The organism is Simplicispira metamorpha, from assembly GCF_004341365.1.
Taxonomy (GTDB): domain Bacteria; phylum Pseudomonadota; class Gammaproteobacteria; order Burkholderiales; family Burkholderiaceae_C; genus Simplicispira; species Simplicispira metamorpha.
Map to the genome: position 1 here is coordinate 1 of NZ_SLXH01000040.1, position 21,181 is coordinate 21,181.

Consider the following 21,181-nt stretch of genomic DNA (forward strand, 5'->3'; position numbering starts at 1 on the left):
TCCCGTGTGAAAGTAGGTCATCGTCAGGCACCAATAGCCTCCAAACCCCCCCGTAACCTCACAAACAGGTCACGGGGGGTTTCGGTTTTGGGGGGGGCTATATGTGGGTCAACTGATTTTTCTGCATGAGGCTTGGGCCAATATCCATAACAAAGTGCCAAGGATGCGCAAAGCCACAGAGGAAGGTGGCGTTACCCACCACCGTACAGCCCGAACTTGAGCCCTATAACGTAAGTATTTGCCAAGTCAAAGAAACTACTACGCAAGATGGCACACGCACTAGGCAGACAATCGGACAGTTGCTGGATTTTCTAGGTGGGTTGGGTACGCTAACTATATCCGTCGTTGTTGCCATGGTAGCTCAGGGCAAAAACGCTCTAATTGCGTGTGTTTCGTGGGATTTTGCCCAAGGTTGCTGACTCCATTGGGGCGCGGCTCAGGTCGTTGTTTTCTGTGACCAGCAATTGCAGCATTTGCATGAAAGTCTTCTGCTGCTCAACAGAAAGTGGCGCCAGAATTAGCTCCTGTACCCGCCACATGGCAGGTAAAGTTTGTTGTAACAAAGCTTCTCCCTCCGTAGTCAGGCAAAGCAAACGCACCCGTCTGTCGTCAGGCGAAGCGCTTCGTGTGAGCAGTTCACGAGCTTCCAACCGATCCACGACACCTGCTGTTGTGGATGCGTCCAACGCAATCATCCGCGCCAGGGTGCGTTGGTCTATGCCCGGATAGTCATGCACAGTCTGTAAGGCGCTGTATTGCACGGGGGTCAGGCCTGACTCCTGAACTTCCTGATGAAAAATGCCCGTCGCAATCTGGTGCAGGCGTCGAATGGTATGACCAGGCAGGCTTTGCAGGCTGGATGGATAGATTGAGTCTTGCGAAGACATAGGCCGTTTTTTCTTAAGGGCAAACCCTGAGTGTGTTGTTTCATCCTAGCATTACACTAATTGTCAGTGTACTGATGATTTGTGTACTTTATTCTGGGAGCAAGTATGACAACAGAAAAGCCATCGAATTTGCCCGTTCTTGTCGCTGGTGGGGGTATAGGCGGTCTGGCCGCTGCTTTGGCTTTGGTTCGCCAGGGTTTTCAGGTCATGGTATTCGAGCAAGCACCTGAAATTGGTGAAATTGGAGCCGGTATCCAGCTTGGCCCGAATGCTTTTCACGCATTTGATGCCTTGGGTATCGGTGAGAAAACGCGCAACCGTGCTGTCTATACAGACTACATGGTGATGCACGATGCCATTGATGAATACCAAGTGGGGAAAATTGAAACCGGCGAGATGTTCCGCCAGCGTTTTGGGAATCCTTATGCCGTGATCCACCGCGTAGATATCCACCAATCCTTGCTGGAAGGTGCGGTGGAAACGGGGCGAGTGCAGTTCTTCACCAACACCCGCATTGAGAAGGTGGAGCAAGACGAGGCCACCCACATCGTGACTGCGATTGACCAGAACGGCAAGCGCTGGACAGGCCAGGCGCTGATTGGTGCCGATGGCGGTAAGTCGGTGGTGCGCAAGCAGTATGTCAACGACCTGCCCCGGGTCACAGGCCATGTCGTCTATCGCGCGGTGGTGGAAAAGTCGGAGTTTCCTGAAGATTTGCGCTGGAATGCTGCCAGCCTGTGGGCTGGCCCGAAGTGCCATCTGGTTCACTATCCGTTGCGTGGTGGCGAGCAATACAACATCGTGGTCACCTTCCACAGCCGCCAGCAAGAAGAGTGGGGCGTTACCGATGGCAGCAAAGCCGAAGTGGAAAGCTACTTCCAGGACATCTGCCCGAAGGCACGCCAGCTGATCGAACTGCCCAAAACGTGGCGCCGCTGGGCCACCGCAGACCGCGAGCCCATCGGCACCTGGGTATTTGGCCGCGCCACCATTTTGGGCGATGCTGCACATCCCACCACGCAGTACATGGCCCAGGGTGCCTGCATGGCACTGGAAGATGCCGTGACGCTGGGCGAGGCGCTGCGCGTGCATAACAACGACTGGGACAAAGCACTTGAGTTGTACCAACGCTCGCGTGTGGCCCGAACAGCCCGCATCGTGCTGTCAGGCCGTGAGATGGGGCGCCTGTACCACGCTGCCGGGGTGGAGCGCCTGGTGCGCAATCAGCTGTGGAAAGGCCGCAGCCAGGAGCGTTTCTACGATGCCATGGAGTGGCTGTATGGCTGGAACGTCAACAACTGCCTGGCCCAGGACTGAGCCTGCTGCTCCATTCACCCTCCCACCAAGGAAGCGCTATGCAAAGCCATGACCGTTTTGACACCCTGGGCCGTCTGGAAGACCTGCCCCAGGACTACCGCGATGCCCTGACGGCACAAAACCTGGTGCCACTGTGGCCCAGCCTGCGCGCAGTGCTGCCACCCGAAGTGCCCACGCGCAGAACACAGCCCACTTTTTGGTCATACCAAACCCTGCGCCCTTTGTTACTCCAGGCGGGCGAACTCACCCCTATCGAGAAAGCCGAGCGCCGCGTGCTGGTGTTGGCCAACCCCGGCCACGGGTTGGAAAAAATGCAGGCCAGCGCGGCGATGTACCTGGGCATGCAATTGCTGCTGCCGGGTGAATTGGCACCGGCGCACCGCCATACCCCCAATGCCGTGCGCATGGTGGTGGAGGGCGAGGGGGCCTGGACGCTGGTCGACGGCGAAAAATGCCCTATGCAGCGTGGTGACCTCATCCTGACCCCCACTGGCCTGTGGCATGAGCATGGTCACGATGGCACTGGGCCTGTAGTCTGGCTGGATGTACTGGATTTGCCGTTGGTGTATTACATCGAGGCGTCTTACCACCTGGAGGGGCCGAGCCAGAGCATCCAAGCAGGCGAAGGCGCAAACCAGTACGCGCGCGGTGGTCTGCGTCCCACGCCGGTGTTTGAGCGCAGCAACAAGGCTTATCCGATGTTGCGCTACCCCTGGTCGGAGGCCCGCGCTGCCCTGCTGGCCATGGCCGCCGACCCGGCGAACACCGAAGCGGTTCAGATCACCTACGTCAATCCTGAAACCGGTGCCGATGCACAAAACATTCTGGGTTTTTACGCCCTGATGCTGCGCCCTGGCCAGACGCTGCGCTTGCCGGTTCGCTCGCCTGCCGTGGTGTTCCACCAGATTGAAGGCCAGGTCGAAGCCCGCATTGCGGACCAGACCTTTACGCTGGCCGAGGCCGATACCTGCTGCGCACCCGGCTACAACGCCACCACGCTGTGCAACCTGTCGGCAGACCAGCCCGCTTTTGTGTTCATGGCCGACGAGTCGCCGCTGCACCGCAAGCTGGGCGTGTTGGAAAACCGGGGCTAAACCCTGACACTTCTTCCGGTTGGGGTGGCAGCCCTGCGCCCTGGCTTTTTCTCGTTTTTTGAAGCAATACACAGCATGACTACCTACCTCTGGAATCCGCCCGCCGTCCAATCCCTGCCCGTGCGTGGCAAAACCGAATGCCTGCCCGTCAACCGCCTGTTTTTTGTGGGCCGCAACTACCACGCGCACGCCGTGGAAATGGGCAGTCCGGTGGACAAGGTGGCCGAGCGGGCTTTTTACTTCACCAAGTCCCACCACAGCCTGGTTGAGTCCGGCGCTACCGTGCCGTACCCGCCCGAAACCAAAAACTACCACTACGAAATGGAACTGGTGCTGGTCATCGGCAAAGCCGGTTTCCGCATCCCTGAAGCCCAGGCCCACGAACACATTTATGGCTATGCCACCGGCCTGGACATGACCCGCCGCGACCTGCAACTGGTGGCCCGTGAAAAAGGCCGCCCCTGGGACATGGGCAAAGACCTGGAACAAGGCGCGGTGTGCAGCGAGGTGGTGCCCATGCCCGGCGTGGTACTGGACAAAGGCGAGATTGAACTCGCCGTGAACGGCGTAACCAAGCAGAAGTCCGATCTGAGCAAGCTCATCTGGAATATCCGCGAAATCATTGCCGATCTGTCGCTGTACTACCACCTGCAACCCGGTGACCTGATCTACACCGGCACCCCCGAGGGCGTAGGCCCCGTGCTATCCGGAGACAAGATCACCGGCCACGTCGAAGGCGTGGGCAGCCTGGAGCTGAACATCGGCCCTGCCGAGTGAACCCGTGAGCGCAGGGATGGGTATCCTGCGCGGGCTGCCGATGCCCGTGCAGCCCCCCTGGTCACTTTTTACCTGAAGGAATTCAACCGATGAAGCTCTATAACTTCTTTCGCAGTGGCACCTCGCACCGTCTGCGCATTGCGCTCAACCTCAAGGGGCTGGATACCCAGTACATCCCGGTGGACTTGCGTACCGAGCAGCACCTGAAAGACGACTTCAAGGCCGTCAACCCGCAAATGCTGGTGCCCGCCCTGGCCACCGACGACGGCAAAGTGCTGATCCAGTCGCCCGCCATCATCGAGTGGCTGGAAGAAACCCACCCCAGCCCTGCTTTGCTGCCCACGACCGCCCATGAGCGCGCCCATGTGCGGGCACTGGCCGCCATCGTCGGCTGCGACATCCACCCCATCAACAACCGCCGCATTCTGGAATACCTGCGCCACCAGTTCGGTGCCGACGAGGCTGCCATCAATGCCTGGTGCGGCACCTGGATCAGCGCCGGTTTTGACGCCTACGAAGCACTGCTGGCGCAAGACGCACAGCGCGGTCGCTTCAGCTTTGGCGATGCGCCCAGCATTGCCGATGTCTATCTGGTGCCGCAGATCGAGAGTGCGCGCCGCTTCAAGGTGGATTTGTCGCGCTGGCCGCTGATTGGTGCGGTGGACAAGGCCTGCGCCGAGCTCGATGCCTTCCAGCGCGCGGCGCCCACCCGCCAACCCGACGCCGGCTGACAAGCTGTGCGCCGCAGGGGGCTGGCAGAAAGTACCGGCCCCTTTTTTCTGTCATATAAAAAAACCACTCGGAGACAACCCATGACCGCCACTTTTGACCACCGCCATGCCCGCCGCAGCCTGCTGCTGGCCACCCTGGTTGCCGCTGCCAGTGGCAGCGCCTGGGCACAGCAGGGCAGTGATTTTCCGACCAAGCCCGTCACGCTCTATACCGCCTTTGCCGTAGGCAGCGGCCCCGATGCCGTGCTGCGCCTGGTGGCGCAAAAGCTGTCGCAAAACTGGAAGCAGTCGGTCACGGTGGACAACCGTCCCGGTGGTGGTGGCTTTATCGCCATGGAAGCGGCCCGCCGTGGCGCCGCTGATGGCTATACCCTGTTGCAGCTCGACAGCGAACACCTGTCGGCAGTACCGCACCTGTACAAAAAGCGCAATTTCGACACCCTGAAGACTTTTGAAGCGGTGGCGCCGCTGTTTCGTACGCCGTTCATGGTGGCCGTCTCTGCCCAGTCGCCCTGGAAGAACATGACCGACTTGCTGGCCGCTGCCAAGGCCAAACCCAATGCCACCAGCTACGGCTCCTGGGGTGTGGGCAGTCCCGGGCACCTGGGTGCAGAGTGGCTCGACTCCCTCGCAGGCACGCAAATGACGCATGTGCCCTACAAGGAAGTGAGCCAGCTCTACACCAACGTAGCAACCGGGGACGTGGCCTGGAGCTTTGCCAGCATTCCTTCCAGCCAGGGCGTGTACAAGGCGGGCAAGATCAAATACATCGCTGTGGCTGCGCCCAAGCGCATCCCGCAGTTGCCCGACGTGCCCACCGTGGCCGAAGCCGGTGGCCCGGCGGGCCTGGATGTGAACTCTTTTGTGGTGCTGGTGGCGCCCAAGGGCATAGCCCCCGCCGTGCGCGACCGCATCCACGCCGATGTGCTCAAGGTGCTGGCCGAGCCCGAGGTGCGTGAGCGTTTCAATACCTTCGCTTTCGAGCCGCTGTCGTGGAGCCTGGACGACATTGCCAAGAACGCCGCCACCAAGTCCACCCAGTACCAGCAGCTGATCCAGCGCGCCAATATCAGCCTGGACTGAGGCGCTGCGCCTTCACCGCCAGATGCTCCCGGTGCAGTGCAGGGCCTTACCAGGCGCCCGGCCTGCACTGGTGCCGCCTGCGATAGCGCCTTCAGCGCTGCAACCGCAGCGGGGGGAGCGGATATTTGCTATTTTAATGATAGCTGCTTGCGCTCTACAGGCGGGCGTTAGAGGCTTATTTGGCTTGATTTTTTCCGGCCGCCAGCGCCTGGGCTATCCAGCTGTCAAACGTCTTTTGGTGGGCTTTGATCCAGCCGTCCACGTGGCGCTCCACGTCTTGCTCTTGGTTCTCGCCGCCGTGCATGCGCTGGTTTTGCGCGTTGATGTCGCCCACGGGCAGTTGCATCACGGCAAACAGTTTGGCCGCTGCCGGGTTTTGCTGCACAAACTGCTGGTTGGCCACGATGCGCTGCACGTTCACCACAAAGCCATAGTCGCGGCCATTGGCCATGCGGGTGCTGGTTTTGGAGGCATCGCCCTTTTGCGCTGAAAACGGCACTTCCAGAAACACCACATCCTTGCCTGGGCGCAGCACGTTGCTGATCCAGTAGGGTGTCCAGGTGTAGTAAAGAATGGGCTTGCCCTGGCGGTAGCGCGCCATGGTGTCGGCCATCAGCGCGGCGTAGCTGCCCTGGTTGTGCGTGATGTTGCTGCGCAGCTGGTAGGCATCGAGGTGGTGCTCGATGGCCAGCTCGCAGCCCCAGCCGGGGTTGCAGCCGGTCAGGTCGGCCTTGCCGTCGCCGTTGGTGTCAAACAGCTGGGCGATTTTGGGGTCGCGCAGTTGCTCAATGTTGGTGATGTGGTGGGCATCGGCGGTTTTTTTGTCGATCAGGTAGCCCTGTAACGATTGGGTCACGTAGGTGCTGTTGCGCCAGATTTTGGCCTCGCCCCCCGCGTTCTGGAAGAAAGCCGCGTGCAGCGGATCCCAGTGGTTGGCCAGAAACGTGGCGTCGCCATTGGCCAATGCCAGGTGGCCGGTGGCGTACTCGGTTTCTTGCGCCGGTTTGACGGTGTAGCCCAGTTTTTCCAGGGCGCGCGACACCAGCAGCGACTGGAACAGTTCTTCGGCCACCGAGCTTTTGATGGGCTGCACCGTGATGCCCTTGCCAGGCAGGTCTTGGGCCGCGCCGGGGCCAGACAGGCCCAAAGCCAGCAGGCCGGTGGCGAGCAGGGCGCGTGCAAAAGTGCGGGTTTTTTTCATCCGGGGGTACTCCTTGGGGTGGCAAAAAACAGGGAAAACAGTCAGTGGGGGTGTGCCGCCGTGGTGGCAGGCGCTGGGGCCGAACAGGCCGCTGCCGTGGCTGGGGTGCGACGCCGCTGCCATGCCCGCAGCACCAGCCCGGCAGGCCCGGTGTGCCACCAGTGGCGCACGCCCCGGCGCGGCTGGCCCATGGCCTGGGTGATGCGGTCGAGCGTGATGGCCAGCAGCACGATGCCCAGACCGCCCACGGTGGCCAGGCCCATGTCCAGCCTCCCGATGCCGCGCAGCACCATCTGGCCCAGGCCGCCCACGGCAATCATGGAGGCGATCACCACCATGGACAGTGACAGCATCAGCGCCTGGTTCACCCCCGCCATGATGGAGGGCAAGGCCAGCGGCAGTTGCACCTTCAGCAGCAGTTGCCAGGGCGAGGCGCCGTAAGCGCGCGCTGCCTCGATCAGGTCGGGGCGCACCTGGCGGATGCCCAGGTTGGTCAGGCGCACCAGCGGCGCCAGTGCAAACACAATGGTCACGATGACGCCTGGCACGTTGCCAATGCCAAACAACATCACCACCGGCACCAGATAGACAAAGGCGGGCGTGGTCTGCATGGCGTCCAGAAACGGGCGCATCCAGCGCTGGGCGCGGTCGCTGGCGGCCAGCACAATGCCCAGCGGCAAGCCAATGACCACGCAAAACACCAGCGATGTCAGCACCAGCGACAGCGTGACCATGGCTTCGGGCCAGATGCCCAGCAGCGCCACCAGGGCCAGCGCGGCCACGCTGCCCAGCGCCAGCGCGCGGCCCGCAAACTGCCAGGCCAGCAACCCCAACAGGGCGATCATGGCCAGCGCGGGCATGCCCGTCAGCAGCCCCTCCACCCCGGTCAGGGTGCTGTCGATGGGGCCGCGCACGGTCTGGAAGAACGGGCGAAAGTGCTCCACCACCCAGCCCAGGCCCTGGTTGATCCAGGACTCGATGGGCAGGTTGCCGTCCAGCACCGTTTGCAGCAGCGATGCTCCATCGCCCGTGTGGGCGCCTGCACTGGTGCTGGCCAGGTCGGTGCCGCCGGTCTGGGCCGGGGTGTTGAGCCAGTCGCTGGCGCTGGCTGCCTCGCTCGCGGGTACGCCATCGGTGGCGGTGGCGCTATCGGCAGGGGCCGTGATGCTGGCCCAGGGGTCGGCCTCTGCGGGGGCGGCCTGCACGTCGGCGGTGGCACTGGCGGCGGGTGCATCCCACGGGGTGACGGCGCCGCTGGAGTCGCTGGCGTTGGCCCACGGGTCGGTGTCGGCGGGGGCAGGCAGGGTGGTTTCAGGTGTTGGCGTGGCGGTGTTCATGCGGGGTTCCTGGCCGTGGTTGCAGCGGGCTGGTCGGGAGAAGAGGGCGGCACCGCCGGGGTGTCGCGGTCGAGAAACTTCAGCAGCGTGGTCTTGCTGATGGCGCCCAGAAAGCGGCCCCCATCGCCCACCACGGGCAGGGCGCACGGCGCCTGGGCCACCTGGCCAAACAGGTTGGCCACCGGGGCATCGGCGGCAATGGGCTCAATACCGGGCACAAAAGCGTGTTGCAGCCCCAGCGGGCCGACATGGCCGTCGAGCGCGCAGCGCAGCGAATCGGACGACACCGTGCCCAGGTAGCGCTGGGTGGGGCTGATGACGTAGGCAAAGTCGCCGTCCTGCTCTTCCAGCTGCTTGAGCGCGGCGCGCGAGCCCCGGTCGCTGTGTTCGCTGACCACGGTGAAGCGCTGGCGGGCGATGTCGCTGGCCTTGAACACGGCAGCAGCATCCACGCCGCGCACAAAACTGCGCACGTAGTCGTTGGCGGGGTTGCGCAAAATATCGTCGGGTGTGCCCACCTGCACCACCTGGCCGTCTTTCATGATGGCGATGCGGTCACCAATGCGCATGGCCTCGTCCAGGTCGTGCGAGATGAACACGATGGTGCGGCGCTTGACCTGTTGCAGGCGCATCAGCTCGCTTTGCATCTCGGTGCGGATGATGGGGTCGAGTGCCGAGAACGCCTCGTCCATCAGCAAAATCGACGGGTCGGAGGCCAGCGCCCGCGCCAGCCCCACGCGCTGCTGCATGCCACCCGAGAGTTCATCGGGGTAGCTGGCGCCCCAGCCAGCCAGGCCCACCTGCTCCAGCGCCAGTGCGGCCTGGCGCTGGCGCTCGGCGCGCTCCACGCCCGCCAGCTCCAGGCCAAAGGCGGTGTTGTCCAGCACCGTCATGTGCGGCATCAGCGCAAACGACTGGAACACCATGCTGATGTCCTTGCGCCGCAGCGCCCGCATGTCGGCGTCCGGGAGCTGGTTGATGTCCACATCGTCCACCAGAATGCGCCCGGCGGTGGGCTCGATCAGGCGGTTGAGCATGCGCACCAGCGTCGATTTGCCCGAGCCCGACAAGCCCATGACGACAAAAATCTCGCCCGCGCCAATGGTGAAGCTGGCATCGAACACGCCAATCGAGTGCCCCGTGCGCGCCAGGATGTCGTCTTTGCTGTGGCCCTGGCGCAGCAGCGCCAGCGCGGTGTCGGGCGCATCGCCGAAAACCTTGAACACATGTTCGATGGTGATTTGTTTGGCCATGCAGGCAGTTCTCCTCAAAGGTGGGTGCAGTGCCGTCCAGGCCAGCGCCCGGAACGGCACGTACGCCCGTGGGTGCAGATGCACACAGAACAAAAATGAAAGGGCACCGTGCCGGTGCCCGCAAGGCCCGCAGGCAGCGTTGCCGTGCGGGGCCTGTCGGAACGTTTCGAGTCGCAAAGGGGTCTGCAAAGACCCCTGGGAGGGCCGGCACGTTAGCTAGGGTTTACGTGCAGACCAGGCCGCCAGGGCGGCGATGGAAGGGGGACGCGAAGTCCGTTTTGACGATGGGCCTTGACCGTTGCAAGGCGCATTACCTGCGTTGCAGGTTGTAAAACATGCATAAAGTATATGGATTGATGTTTTTTGAGTCAAAACACAGGTTTTTCAAAATCACGTATCACGCGCTCGCGTAGCACTGCGCCGCCGCTGCGTGGCCCGGGCTGGCGCCAGGTGCTGTGTAAGGTTCGTGCCAGTCAGTGGCCTGTAAGTGCAGACGCCCAAAGTAATGCAGCTTTTTCAATGACCCAGGAGACAACACCATGAGTGCGCAGACATCCGCCATCCAGTCCACCCTTGTAGAAAACCGCGTTTTCCCGCCTTCTGATGCCACCGTGGCTGCCGCTCGCATTTCTGGCATGGCCGGTTACGAAGCCCTGTGCGCCGAAGCCGACAAAGATTACGAAGGTTTCTGGGCCCGCCTGGCACGCGAAAACGTGGTCTGGAACAAACCCTTCACGCAAACGCTGGACGAGTCCAACGCACCGTTCTACAAGTGGTTCCAGGATGGCGAGCTCAACGCCTCGGCCAACTGCCTGGACAAGCACATCGGCACCCCCACCGAGAACAAAACCGCCATCATCTTTGAGGCCGATGGCGGCGAAGTCACCAAAGTCACCTACAAAGAGCTGCTGGCCAAAGTGAGCCAGTTTGCCAACGTGCTCAAGGCCAAGGGCGTGCAAAAGGGCGACCGCGTGGTGCTGTACATGCCCATGACCATTGAAGGCGTGATTGCCATGCAGGCCTGCGCCCGCATTGGCGCCACGCACAGCGTGGTGTTTGGCGGCTTCTCTTCCAAGGCGCTGCACGAGCGTATCCAGGACGCTGGCGCCGTGGCCGTGGTCACCGCCAACTACCAGATGCGCGGCGGCAAAGAGCTGCCGCTCAAGGCCATCGTCGATGAAGCCCTGGCCATGGGCGGCTGCGAGTCGGCCAAGAGCGTGATCGTGTTCCAGCGCACCCCCACTGCCGTCAACATGGTGGCCGGGCGCGACAGCTTCATGCACGAAGAAATGGCCCAGCAGTCCACCGAGTGCGCACCCGAATTCGTCGGCGCCGAGCACCCGCTGTTTGTGCTCTACACCTCGGGCTCCACCGGCAAACCCAAGGGCGTGCAGCACAGCACCGGCGGCTACCTGCTGTGGGCCAAGCTGACCATGGACTGGACGTTCGACCTGAAAGACAGCGACATCTTCTGGTGTACCGCCGACATCGGCTGGATCACCGGCCACAGCTACGTGGCCTACGGCCCGCTGGCTGCGGGCGCCACGCAAATCATCTTTGAAGGCGTGCCCACCTTCCCCAAGGCCGACCGCTTCTGGAAGATGATCGAGAAGCACAAGTGCACCATCTTCTACACCGCACCTACGGCGATTCGTTCGCTCATCAAGGCCGCCGACAGCGACGAGAGCGTGCACCCCGCCCGCTCTGACCTGAGCAGCCTGCGCATCCTCGGCTCGGTGGGCGAGCCCATCAACCCCGAAGCCTGGATGTGGTACTACAAAAACGTGGGCGGCGAGCGTTGCCCCATCGTCGATACCTTCTGGCAAACCGAAACCGGCGGCCACATGGTCACGCCGCTGCCGGGCGCCACGCCGCTGGTGCCAGGCTCTTGCACGCTGCCGCTGCCGGGTATCCAGGTCGCCATCGTCGATGAAGCTGGCCACGACGTGCCCAACGGCTCGGGCGGCATCCTGGTGGTGAAAAAGCCTTGGCCTTCGATGATCCGCACCATCTGGGGCGACCCCGAGCGCTTCAAAAAGAGCTACTTCCCTGAAGAACTCAAGGGCTACTACCTGGCGGGCGATGGCGCTGTGCGCAGCGAAGACCGGGGTTACTTCCGCATCACGGGCCGCATCGATGACGTGCTGAACGTCTCGGGCCACCGCATGGGCACCATGGAAATCGAATCGGCCCTGGTGGCTAAGAGCGACATCGTGGCCGAAGCCGCCGTGGTGGGCCGCCCCGACGACCTGACCGGCGAGGCCATCGTGGCCTTCGTGGTGCTCAAAGGCCCGGTGCCCACGGGCGACGATGCCAAAGCCCTGGCCAAGGAGCTGCGTGACTGGGTGGGCAAAGAAATCGGCCCGATTGCCAAGCCCAAGGAAATCCGCTTTGGCGAGAACCTGCCCAAGACCCGCTCGGGCAAGATCATGCGCCGCCTGCTGCGCGGCATTGCCAAGGGTGAAACCATCACCCAGGACACTTCGACGCTGGAGAACCCTGCCATCCTCGATCAGCTGTCCAAAACCAACTGACGCACACGGCGCCGCAAGGCGCCAGTGCCTGCCAAAGACCCGGCCTGCGCGCCGGGTTTTTTGTGTCTGTCCGATATGGGGTCAAATATGGGGTCAAAAGTGCCTCAAACCCTTGCGTAGCAAGCGCAGGCAGCTATCAAAATAATTCGTTCCTAAACCCGCCCCATCACCAGCATTACCAGCAGTACCAAGACCAGCAGGCCGACAACGCCGCTAGGCCCGTACCCCCAACTGCGGCTGTGGGGCCAGGAGGGGAATGCGCCAATCAAAATCAGAACCAAAATGATCAATACGATGGTGCTCAAGCCCATGATCAACTCCCGAAAAATGGTGATGAATAACCGCTGAGGCCCGCCTGGATGTTCCTCAGGCCCAGGGCCTCAGGGCGCTCAGGGCTTGGCGGGCACCACGATGACGGTGCCGCTGCCCGTGTTGCCCGTGTTGCCCGTATTGCCGGTGTTGCCACGCGCGCCCGTAGTGCCCCTGGCACCTGTGGCGCCAGTGGCTCCGGTATCGCCTTGGTAGCCGGTGGCGCCCTGGCTGCCCGTGGCCCCGGGCATGCCGTCCGAGCCGGTGCTGCCGGTGCTACCCGTACTGCCTGTGGCGCCGGTATAGCCCGTATTGCCCTGGTTGCCCTGGCTGCCCGTTTCCCCCTGGGCGCCGGTGCGCCCGGTGTAGCCCGTATTGCCGGTGTTGCCCTGCGGCCCCATGGGCCCGGTGCAGGCGCCCAGACCGAGCAGGGCAGTGATCAAGAGAGTGGGCATTAAATAAGTCATGGCGCTTCCTTTGGTATTGCATGCAGCCAAAAAAGCCGCATGGACCAATGTGGCGCCAGACACCGGGGGCGGTCTGTTCGCTGGCGCGCATAGCGCAGGCTGGCCCCCGGATTGCGCGCTTGTCCTACACAGGCGCTGCCCGCCCGTTGGCGGGCTCAATCGTCGATGGAGGCGCTCCAGCGGCTGCCCCAGTCGCGGGCACGGTCGATGTCGCGGCGGTCGCGTTTGGTGGGGCGGCCGTCTTGCAGGGCGGCGGAGGGCTCGGGCGCCAGGCGGCGCTGTTCGGCGGCTTTTTCGCGCGCGCTGATGCTCTCGGCGGTTTCTTCGTAGAGCTGCTGCGCCACCGGGGCCGGGCCGCGCACGTGGCTCACTCCGCGCACCACCACCGTGCGCGGCACCTGGCCCTGGCGCAGGGCCACGGTGTCGCCCACACGCACTTCGCGCGAGGCTTTGGTGACCTGGCCGTTGATGGCCACGCGCCCCTTGTCAATCTCTTGTGCGGCCAGGCTGCGGGTTTTGAAAAAACGCGCGCACCACAGCCATTTGTCGATGCGTACCGTGTCTGTGCTATTCATGGCGCCGATTGTGCCGCGCTGCTGAATGCGCCGGTAGGGCCGCTGTGCGCGGCTGCCTCGGGCGGGGCCTGCACCAGCACCACCACCGCATCCAGCCCCAGGGTGCGCTGGCCGCGCTGGCGGTTGGTCAGGGCGATGCTGGCGCCCAGGGCCTGCACGATTTCTTGGCAGATGGCCAGGCCCAGGCCCGAGCCGGTGCGTACGTCGCCCGCAGAAAACGGCTGGTACAGGCGCGCGGCCAGTTCGCTGTCTATGCCCGGGCCTTGGTCGGCCACGGTCAGCACCACGTGGCGGCCATCGCTGCGCAGCTCTACACCCAGCACGCTGGCCTGCGGGGTGTGGCGCACGGCGTTGTGCAGCAGGTTGCGCGCCAGTTCGCGCAGCATCCACTCGTGGGCGCGCACGGGTGCGGGGTCGGTGTGGATGCCAAAGTCCAGGTCTTTGTGCGCAATCAGCGGCGACAGCTCCAGGGCCACGGCGCGCAGCACCTCGTCAAAGCGCGTGACGGGCACCTGGGCCTGCTGGCGCAGCTGCTCAACCTTGGCCAGCGACAGCATCTGGTTGGCCAGCTGGGTGGCGCGGTCTACCGTGCCCTCAATCTCTTGCAGCGCCTGCTGCGGTGGCGCATCGCCGCGCATGGCCGACTGCACCTGCGTCTTGAGCACCGCCAGCGGCGTGCGCAGCTGGTGGGCGGTGTCGCGCACAAAGCGCTTTTGGTGTTGCAGCAGGTGTTGCAGGCGGCGCATGACCTGGTTGGTGGCATCGACCAGCGATTGCAGCTCGCGCGGCGCCGAGGCGGTGGCGATGGGGCTGAGGTCGCCTTCCGGGCGCGCTTGCAGTGCGGCACTGAGCTGGCGCACCGGGCGCGTGGCGCGCTGCACCACGGCCACCACGGTCAGGGCGATCACGGCCACCAGCAGCGCCTGGCGCGCCAGCGTGTTGCGCAGGATTTGCAGCGCCAGGGTTTCGCGCACCTCCAGCGTTTCGGCCACCTGGATCACGGCCATGCCGCGCCCCGTGGCGCTGGCCACGGGCTGCAACAGTACGGCCACGCGCACCTTGCGCCCGCGAAACTCGTCGTCATAGAAGTCCACCAGCGCCGCATACGGTGGCCGCTGCGGAATGCGCCCGCGCCACACAGGCAGCTCGCCATAGCCCGACACCAGTGCCCCTTGCAGGGTGGAGACGCGGTAGAACATGTGGCTCTGGTTGTCGGCCTCGAAGGCTTCGAGCGCGGAATACGGCACCGTGGCGCGCAGCGTGGCGGCCTCGTCGTAGCCGCTCACGTCCAGTTGCTCGCTGATGCTTTTGGCCGATGCCAGCAGCGTGCGGTCGTAGGCGGTGTGCAGCGATGTGAGCGTCTGGCTGTACAGGCTGAACGTGTTGAAGGCAATGAACACCACCACCGGCAGCAAGATGCCCAGCAGCAGCTGGCCGCGCAGCGACAGGGCGCGCCCCAGGGGCCAGCGCGCCGGGGCCGCAGGCGCGCTCATGCGGTGTCGGCCTTGAGCAGGTAGCCCAGGCCGCGCAGCGTCATCAGCGTCAGGCGCGTGCCCGCGAGTTTTTTGCGCAGGCGGTACACCACCACTTCGATGGCTTCGTACTGCACATCGAGCTGGCCCGGAAACACCAGCCCATACAGCCGCTCTTTGGCCACGGCGTGGCCGGGCTGCGCCAGCAGCGCGTGCATCAGGGCCAGCTCGCGCGGGGTCAACTCCATGATGATGCCGTTGAGGTAGATAGCGCCGCTCTCTTTTTCATAGCTGATAGCGCCCACCTGTATTGCGCTGGAGCCCGATTTGGCTTGAACTGCATCGTGGCTGCGGCGCACCAGCGCGCGCAGCCGCGCCTCCAGTTCATCGAGGTCAAAGGGCTTGGGCAGGTAGTCGTCGGCGCCCGCGTTCAGGCCCAGCACCCGGTCGCCCACGGTGCCGCGTGCGGTCAGTATCAGCACGGGCGTGCGCAGGCCACGCGCGCGGGCCTGCTCCAGCACTTGCAGGCCGTCCATGCTGGGCAGGGTCAGGTCCAGCACCACGGCGTCGGGGGCCAGGTCTGTCCAGCGGGCCAGGGCGCTGCGGCCATCGCCTACGGCGGTCACGTCCATGCCACGGCGCGCCAGGGCGCGTTGCAGCGTGGCCTGCATGGTGGGGTCATCTTCAACAAGGAGCAATTGCATGGTGGGCGGCACCTTAGCACCGCTGCACCGGGGGCAGGGCATGGGTGTTTTCCCTGAGCGCGCAGACAGCCGATTGACAGGATGCGCGCCCATCATTGCCAGCTTCGCCAAACACCTTGCAAGGAGACTGTCATGCGTCGCGATACCTTTTTGAAATCCCTCGCCGCCTTTGCCGCTGTCGGCGCGGGCGCGCTGCCGGTGTCGGCACAAGCGGCCAGCGCCATCAAGATGATGCTGCCCGCCAACCCCGGCGGTGGCTGGGACACCACGGGCCGGGCGCTGGGCAAGGCGCTGCTGGATGCGGGCGCTGCCGCCTCGGTCACCTACGACAACAAGGGCGGCGCTGCTGGCGCCATTGGCCTGGCGCAGTTTGTCAACGGCAGCAAGGGCGACCCGAACGCGCTGATGGTGATGGGCGCCGTGATGCTGGGCGGCATCATCACCGGCAAGCCGCCGGTCAATCTGTCGCAGGTCACGCCCATTGCGCGCCTGACCAGCGAGTACAACGTGTTTGTGCTGCCCGCCAATTCGCCCTTCAAGAGCATGGCCGAGGTGATTGCGCAGCTCAAGAAAGACCCCGGCAGCGTCAAATGGGGCGGCGGCTCGCGCGGCTCTACCGAGCACATCGCAGCGGCCATGCTGGCGCGCGAAGTCGGGGTAGACCCGGCCAAGATCAACTACGTGGCCTTCCGGGGGGGCGGCGAGGCCATTGCGGCCATTCTGGGCGGCAACGTGACCATCGGCGGCAGCGGCTACAGCGAGTTTGCCGAATACATCGCCAGCGGCAAGATGAAGCCCGTGGGCGTGACCTCCAACCAGCGCCTCAAGGGCGTGGATGTGCCCACCCTCAAGGAGCAGGGCGTGAACGTGGAAATCGGCAACTGGCGCGGCGTGTATGGCGCACCCGGCATCTCCGCAGAGCAGCGCAAGGCGCTGGTGGCCTTGGTGGAAAAAGCCGTCAAGAGCGCCGCCTGGGCCGATGCACTGCAAAAGAACGGCTGGACACCCGCCTGGCTGGCAGGCGACGAGTTCGGCAACTTTGTCGATAACGAGTTCGCCAGCCTGCGCGCCACCATGGTCAAGGCCGGCATGGTCTGAGGCCGCGATGTCTGCTGCTCCAACTTCTGCGCCCTCTGCACAGGGCGCCTCTGCCGCGTCGGCCACGCGCGCCCAGGTGGCCGTGGGGGCCGGGGTGCTGCTGACGGCTGCCGCCCTGGCGGTGGGTGCCATCGACATCCCCTCCAATGCGGGCTATGGCGGCGTGGGCCCCAATTTTCTGCCCTGGCTGGTGGCGGCGGTGCTGGCCCTGTGCGGCGTCTTGCTGGTGTGGGAGGCGCTGTCGGGCGGTTTTCGCGCCATGGATGAGCCCAGCGGCGCAGCGCAGGCCAATGTGCCCGCGTTTGTCTGGGTGTCGGCGGGCCTGCTGCTGAACGCGGCGCTGATCGGCACGCTGGGCTTCATCATCAGCTGCACGCTGTGCTACCTGCTGGCAGTGCAGGGCCTGCGCCGCGCCAGCGGACAGGACGCCTCCAGCGCCCGCGTCTGGGCGGTGGATGCGCTGACCGGCGTACTGATTTCGGCCCCGGTGTTTTGGGCTTTCACCAAGCTTTTGGCAATCAACTTGCCCGGACTCACGCAGACAGGGTGGCTGTGATGGACATATTGAACGCACTCCTGGCGGGCTTTGCCACCGCCGCCACGCCCGTCAACCTGCTCTGGGCGCTGTTTGGCTGCGCCCTGGGTACGGCAGTGGGCGTGTTGCCCGGCATTGGCCCGGCGGTGGCTGTGGCCATGCTGCTGCCCATCACGGCCAAGGTCGAGATCACGGCCTCGATGATCTTCTTCTCGGGCATTTACTACGGCGCCATGTACGGCGGCTCGACCACCTCGATTTTGCTCAACACCCCCGGCGAGACGGCCAGCATGGTCACCGCCATGGAGGGCAACAAGATGGCCAAGAACGGCCGCGCGGGTGCGGCGCTGGCCACGGCGGCCATCGGCTCGTTCGTGGCGGGCACCATCGCCACCGTGGTGGTGACGCTGTTTGCGCCCTACGTGGCCGACTTTGCCGTGCGCCTGGGCCCGCCCGAATACTTCATGCTGATGGTGCTGGCCTTTACCACCGTGAGCGCGGTGCTGGGCCAAAGCACGGTGCGCGGCATCACGGCGCTGTTTGTCGGGCTGGCAGCGGGCTGCATTGGCATGGACCAGATTTCTGGCGCGGCGCGCTACACCGGCGGCCAGATCGAGCTGCTGGACGGCATCGACATCGTGCTGGTGGCCGTGGGCCTGTTTGCCGTGGCCGAGGTGCTGTATGCCGCCATGTACGAGGGCCGCGTGGTCGAATCGCGCAACCCCATGGGCCGCGTTCACATGACGGCGCGCGACTGGAAGCGCTCCATCCCCGCTTGGCTGCGCGGCTCGGTGATTGGCGCGCCCTTTGGCTGCATTCCGGCAGGCGGCACCGAGATTCCGACGTTCCTGAGCTATGCCACCGAGAAAAAGCTGGCCAAGGGCGACGACAAGGCCGAGTTTGGCAAAGAAGGTGCGATTGAAGGCGTGGCCGGCCCCGAGGCCGCCAACAACGCCACCGTGACGGCGGCGCTGATACCGCTGCTGACGCTGGGCATTCCCACCTCCAACACCACGGCGGTGCTGCTGGGCGCCTTCCAGAACTACGGCATCAACCCCGGGCCGCAGTTGTTCACCACGTCGGCGGCGCTGGTGTGGACGCTGATCGCATCGCTCTACATCGGCAACCTGATGCTGCTGGTGCTGAACCTGCCCATGGTGGGCCTGTGGGTCAAGCTGCTCAAGATACCCAAGCAGCAGCTGTACGCGGGCATCCTGATTTTTGCCACCGTGGGCGCCTACGGCATGCGCCAGAGCGCGTTTGACCTGTTCTTGCTCTACGGCATCGGTTTGCTGGGCGTGCTGATGCGGCGCTTCAGTTTTCCGACAGCGCCCGTGGTCATCGGCATGATTTTGGGCCCGCTGGCCGAGGCACAAATGCGCAACGCCGTCGCCATCGGTGAGGGCAGCTGGAGCATTTTTGTGACCCGGCCCATGTCGCTGGGCGTGCTGGTGGTGGTGCTGGCCGTGCTGGTGCTGCCGCGCGCCATTGCCTGGCTGCAACGGCGCCGCGACTGGCCCCGCGAAGCCTGAGCTTCAGTTTTGAGCCAAATCGGCTGCCAGCGCTTGTTGGGCGGGCGCTGGCAGCTATCAAAATCAGAGTTTTTGAACAGCTGCCGAGACGGTCTCGGCGGTTTCTTCGTCGAGTGGCTGCGCCACCTGGGCTGGGTCGCACGCCCAAGGCGCTATGCCTCGAACAATTCCGAGTGTGTTCCGGCCCGCAAGAAGTTGATCTGCTGATCCTCCAGATGGTAGATCAGCAAAAAGTCGCCGCCGATGTGGCACTCGCGGTAATCCATCCAATCGCCTTTGAGCGGGTGATCCAACCACTCGGGGCCCAGCGGCGCATCGTTGGCAATCAACAGCAGCATGGCCTCTTTCAGCCGATTCATGTCGTAGCGCCCAGAGTGGGACAACCGCTGCCAGTCCTTGCGAAAGGCCTTGGTGTAATCGGCCGCCCGTGGCAACACGGCGCGTTTACTGCTCGCCGGTTTTTTCGAGGCCATCGAGCAGCGCGTCAGCAGAATGGAAGCGTGCCGTGCGTGCTTGCATCATGGCGCGCGATTCCTCCATGGCCGCACGGGTTTGGGCGTTGGGTACCTTCAGTTCCAGCGGGAATGCTTGGTCGTTGACCACGCGCTTGAGCAAAATGCGTACGGCATCGGATATCGACAATCCCATGGCCGCCAGTGCTTCGCTGGCCTGCGCCTTGACATCGTCATCTACCCGGACATGCAACATTGATGTGTGTGCCATGGTTGAATCTCCTTAGTTCAGTCATTTTGTATCTCGTTTGATACTTGGTCAAATCAGATGTGCGGTCAAGCTGCCCGTCTTGAAAAGACGTGCGCACCACAGCTTGCGATTTTTATTTTTAAGGTCAAATTGGTCTCTAGCCCTTATGAGGAGTGCGCAAGCAGCTATCAAAAAAGAAGTGAAAAGCATTGCAGCAACCCCAGCGCTGGCAACGGTGCGGGGGACATATCGGGCAAATATGTGATGTAAACGCTATATGGCGTCGGCTTCGACACAACGTGTCGTAGTCCTTCGGTAGAGTGGGGCGATTCCTTTCCCACCGCCCTCTATGCCCGCCTCTGCCCGCGCACGTAGCACCGTCAAAAACGAAAAACTGGCCCAGCGCCTGTCCGACATCCTGGCCCGCTTGCACCAGGGTGAAGCCCTGGATAAGCACCAACTGGTGGCCCAGTACCGGGTGAAGGTACGCACCATTGAGCGCGATTTGGGTGAACGCCTGTGCGGCATTGCCGTCCGTTCCGAAGATGGCTTGTGGCGCCTCGCCCAAGTGGCGCGCGGCACCATTCCTGCCCATTACCTGAACGACTACCAACGCCTGGCAGGCACCGAACGCTTGTTCCCCGACCCCAGCTTGCGCTACCTGCTAGAGCAGCTGGAAACGCCGCCACCGCAGCGCAGCACCCAAGTGCAGCCCCTGCCGCAGGAAGACCTGGGCTCGCGCAGCCCGTTGTTTACGCAGTTGCAAAGCGCCATCGAAGCCCGGCACGTCTGCCACTTCACCTACAAAGCCAAACCGCGCCAAGTGCAGCCCTACCGTTTGATTCACCGGGGCGGCGTGTGGTACCTGGCCGCTGAAGAAGCCGGGCGGCTGAAAAACTTCAGCGTGGCGCTGATGGAGGGTTTGCAAGTGGATACCACGCACACCTTCACCCCCCAGCGCGCGCACCTGGACTACATCCAAGCCAAAGACGACGTGTGGTTTACCGAATCCACCACCGAAGTGCTGCTGCGCGTGGCGCCCGAGGTGGCCCACTACTTCAGCCGCCGCGCGCTGCTACCCCAGCAAAAACAGCGCCCCGACGCCGACGGCTCGCTGCTGGTGACCACGCATATCAACCACATCAACCAACTGCTGCCCGTGGTGCGCTATTGGCTGCCGCATGTGCGCATTGTTCAGCCGCAAGCGTGGCATGAGGAACTGGTGGCGGGGTTGCGGCAGGCGTTAGTGATGTGGACTCACTGGGCAGTACACCGGAGACTCACACCATGCAATTCATTCTTTTACTGTTGCTCGTGTTCACGATTGGCTGCGTGTTGTATGGCATTTCGGCTGGAGTACAAGCAATTCGACGCAGCACTGTCTGTCTGACTGCTCAAAATAATAGGAATGGTGATCCCACTGATAACGCCACGCCTGTTCAGCTAACAAGAGCCCCGCTCAATAAAGTACAAGCCTCTATTAATTAGAAACAAAACGACTTGAAATATTTCTGATTACCCGGATGTTGTCTTGATGAAACTGACCGACATGAGAAAGCTCAGTCCTGCGGCG

At 63.4% G+C, this 21,181-nt stretch carries 21 protein-coding genes; 10 read left to right on the forward strand and 11 right to left on the reverse strand.

The window, feature by feature from the left end; genetic code table 11:
* Window positions 1-377: 377 nt before the first annotated feature.
* The gene (locus EV674_RS16180; protein WP_119014702.1) at window positions 378-887 is read right to left on the reverse strand and encodes a MarR family winged helix-turn-helix transcriptional regulator; all 510 of its coding nucleotides are present in this window, start codon (window positions 885-887) and stop codon (window positions 378-380) included.
* 105 nt (window positions 888-992) lie between these two features.
* On the opposite strand from EV674_RS16180, the gene EV674_RS16185 reads away from it, so the two are divergent.
* The 5 genes from EV674_RS16185 to EV674_RS16205 all read left to right on the forward strand — a co-directional run bounded on the left by EV674_RS16185 (window position 993) and on the right by EV674_RS16205 (window position 5,889).
* A complete protein-coding gene (locus EV674_RS16185) occupies window positions 993-2,204 on the forward strand; it encodes a 3-hydroxybenzoate 6-monooxygenase (RefSeq protein ID WP_119014701.1) in 1,212 nt (403 codons plus the stop codon).
* A 38-nt stretch (window positions 2,205-2,242) separates the two neighbouring features.
* Entirely contained in the window at window positions 2,243-3,298 is a 1,056-nt protein-coding gene (locus EV674_RS16190; RefSeq protein WP_119014700.1) for a cupin domain-containing protein, read from the forward strand.
* Between the two features lie 75 nt (window positions 3,299-3,373).
* Window positions 3,374-4,075, forward strand: coding sequence for a fumarylacetoacetate hydrolase family protein (locus tag EV674_RS16195; protein ID WP_119014707.1), 702 nt, complete (start codon window positions 3,374-3,376; stop codon window positions 4,073-4,075).
* Between the two features lie 89 nt (window positions 4,076-4,164).
* Complete coding sequence (maiA, locus tag EV674_RS16200) at window positions 4,165-4,806, forward strand: maleylacetoacetate isomerase (protein ID WP_119014699.1); 642 nt, start codon at window positions 4,165-4,167, stop codon at window positions 4,804-4,806.
* Window positions 4,807-4,887: 81 nt separating this feature from the next.
* Window positions 4,888-5,889: a Bug family tripartite tricarboxylate transporter substrate binding protein gene (locus EV674_RS16205; RefSeq protein ID WP_119014698.1), complete on the forward strand. Its 1,002-nt coding sequence runs from the start codon at window positions 4,888-4,890 to the stop codon at window positions 5,887-5,889.
* A 175-nt stretch (window positions 5,890-6,064) separates the two neighbouring features.
* On the opposite strand, the gene proX is transcribed toward EV674_RS16205, so the two are convergent.
* The 3 genes from proX to proV are packed head-to-tail and all read right to left on the reverse strand — an operon-like array spanning window position 6,065 to window position 9,680.
* Window positions 6,065-7,090 carry a glycine betaine/L-proline ABC transporter substrate-binding protein ProX gene (gene proX, locus EV674_RS16210; protein ID WP_119014697.1) on the reverse strand — a complete coding sequence of 342 codons (1,026 nt, stop codon included), beginning with the start codon at window positions 7,088-7,090 and terminating at the stop codon, window positions 6,065-6,067.
* Between the two features lie 41 nt (window positions 7,091-7,131).
* Window positions 7,132-8,427: a glycine betaine/L-proline ABC transporter permease ProW gene (gene proW, locus EV674_RS16215; protein WP_119014696.1), complete on the reverse strand. Its 1,296-nt coding sequence runs from the start codon at window positions 8,425-8,427 to the stop codon at window positions 7,132-7,134.
* Window positions 8,424-9,680, reverse strand: coding sequence for a glycine betaine/L-proline ABC transporter ATP-binding protein ProV (gene proV, locus EV674_RS16220; RefSeq protein ID WP_119014695.1), 1,257 nt, complete (start codon window positions 9,678-9,680; stop codon window positions 8,424-8,426). Before proV ends, proW begins: the two co-directional genes overlap by 4 nt.
* A gap of 539 nt (window positions 9,681-10,219) precedes the next feature.
* On the opposite strand from proV, the gene acs reads away from it, so the two are divergent.
* A complete protein-coding gene (gene acs / locus EV674_RS16225) occupies window positions 10,220-12,214 on the forward strand; it encodes an acetate--CoA ligase (RefSeq protein ID WP_119014694.1) in 1,995 nt (664 codons plus the stop codon).
* A gap of 152 nt (window positions 12,215-12,366) precedes the next feature.
* On the opposite strand, the gene EV674_RS16230 is transcribed toward acs, so the two are convergent.
* The 5 genes from EV674_RS16230 to EV674_RS16250 all read right to left on the reverse strand — a co-directional run bounded on the left by EV674_RS16230 (window position 12,367) and on the right by EV674_RS16250 (window position 15,741).
* On the reverse strand, window positions 12,367-12,525 hold the full coding sequence (locus EV674_RS16230) for a DUF3309 family protein (RefSeq protein ID WP_119014706.1): 159 nt from the start codon (window positions 12,523-12,525) through the stop codon (window positions 12,367-12,369).
* Window positions 12,526-12,603: 78 nt separating this feature from the next.
* Window positions 12,604-12,990, reverse strand: a complete 387-nt coding sequence (locus EV674_RS16235) for a collagen-like protein (RefSeq protein WP_119014693.1) — start codon at window positions 12,988-12,990, stop codon at window positions 12,604-12,606.
* Between the two features lie 155 nt (window positions 12,991-13,145).
* A complete protein-coding gene (locus tag EV674_RS16240; RefSeq protein WP_119014692.1) occupies window positions 13,146-13,565 on the reverse strand; it encodes an RNA-binding S4 domain-containing protein in 420 nt (139 codons plus the stop codon).
* A complete protein-coding gene (locus tag EV674_RS16245; RefSeq protein ID WP_193552724.1) occupies window positions 13,562-15,058 on the reverse strand; it encodes a sensor histidine kinase in 1,497 nt (498 codons plus the stop codon). The genes EV674_RS16240 and EV674_RS16245 overlap by 4 nt, the downstream gene beginning before the upstream one ends.
* Complete coding sequence (locus EV674_RS16250; RefSeq protein WP_119014704.1) at window positions 15,055-15,741, reverse strand: response regulator transcription factor; 687 nt, start codon at window positions 15,739-15,741, stop codon at window positions 15,055-15,057. The genes EV674_RS16245 and EV674_RS16250 overlap by 4 nt, the downstream gene beginning before the upstream one ends.
* Before the next feature lie 132 nt (window positions 15,742-15,873).
* On the opposite strand from EV674_RS16250, the gene EV674_RS16255 reads away from it, so the two are divergent.
* The 3 genes from EV674_RS16255 to EV674_RS16265 are packed head-to-tail and all read left to right on the forward strand — an operon-like array spanning window position 15,874 to window position 18,906.
* Complete coding sequence (locus EV674_RS16255) at window positions 15,874-16,839, forward strand: Bug family tripartite tricarboxylate transporter substrate binding protein (RefSeq protein ID WP_119014691.1); 966 nt, start codon at window positions 15,874-15,876, stop codon at window positions 16,837-16,839.
* 7 nt (window positions 16,840-16,846) lie between these two features.
* Window positions 16,847-17,395, forward strand: coding sequence for a tripartite tricarboxylate transporter TctB family protein (locus tag EV674_RS16260; protein WP_119014690.1), 549 nt, complete (start codon window positions 16,847-16,849; stop codon window positions 17,393-17,395).
* Window positions 17,395-18,906, forward strand: coding sequence for a tripartite tricarboxylate transporter permease (locus EV674_RS16265; RefSeq protein ID WP_119014703.1), 1,512 nt, complete (start codon window positions 17,395-17,397; stop codon window positions 18,904-18,906). The genes EV674_RS16260 and EV674_RS16265 overlap by 1 nt, the downstream gene beginning before the upstream one ends.
* A gap of 152 nt (window positions 18,907-19,058) precedes the next feature.
* Here EV674_RS16265 and EV674_RS16270 read toward each other — a convergent pair whose 3' ends face one another.
* Window positions 19,059-19,379 carry a type II toxin-antitoxin system YafQ family toxin gene (locus EV674_RS16270; RefSeq protein ID WP_119014689.1) on the reverse strand — a complete coding sequence of 107 codons (321 nt, stop codon included), beginning with the start codon at window positions 19,377-19,379 and terminating at the stop codon, window positions 19,059-19,061.
* Window positions 19,351-19,629, reverse strand: coding sequence for a type II toxin-antitoxin system RelB/DinJ family antitoxin (locus EV674_RS16275; RefSeq protein ID WP_241525031.1), 279 nt, complete (start codon window positions 19,627-19,629; stop codon window positions 19,351-19,353). Before EV674_RS16275 ends, EV674_RS16270 begins: the two co-directional genes overlap by 29 nt.
* 328 nt (window positions 19,630-19,957) lie before the next feature.
* Here EV674_RS16275 and EV674_RS16280 point away from each other — a divergent pair, with 328 nt between their 5' ends.
* Complete coding sequence (locus EV674_RS16280; RefSeq protein WP_119014687.1) at window positions 19,958-20,998, forward strand: helix-turn-helix transcriptional regulator; 1,041 nt, start codon at window positions 19,958-19,960, stop codon at window positions 20,996-20,998.
* The last annotated feature ends 183 nt before the right edge of the window (window positions 20,999-21,181 follow it).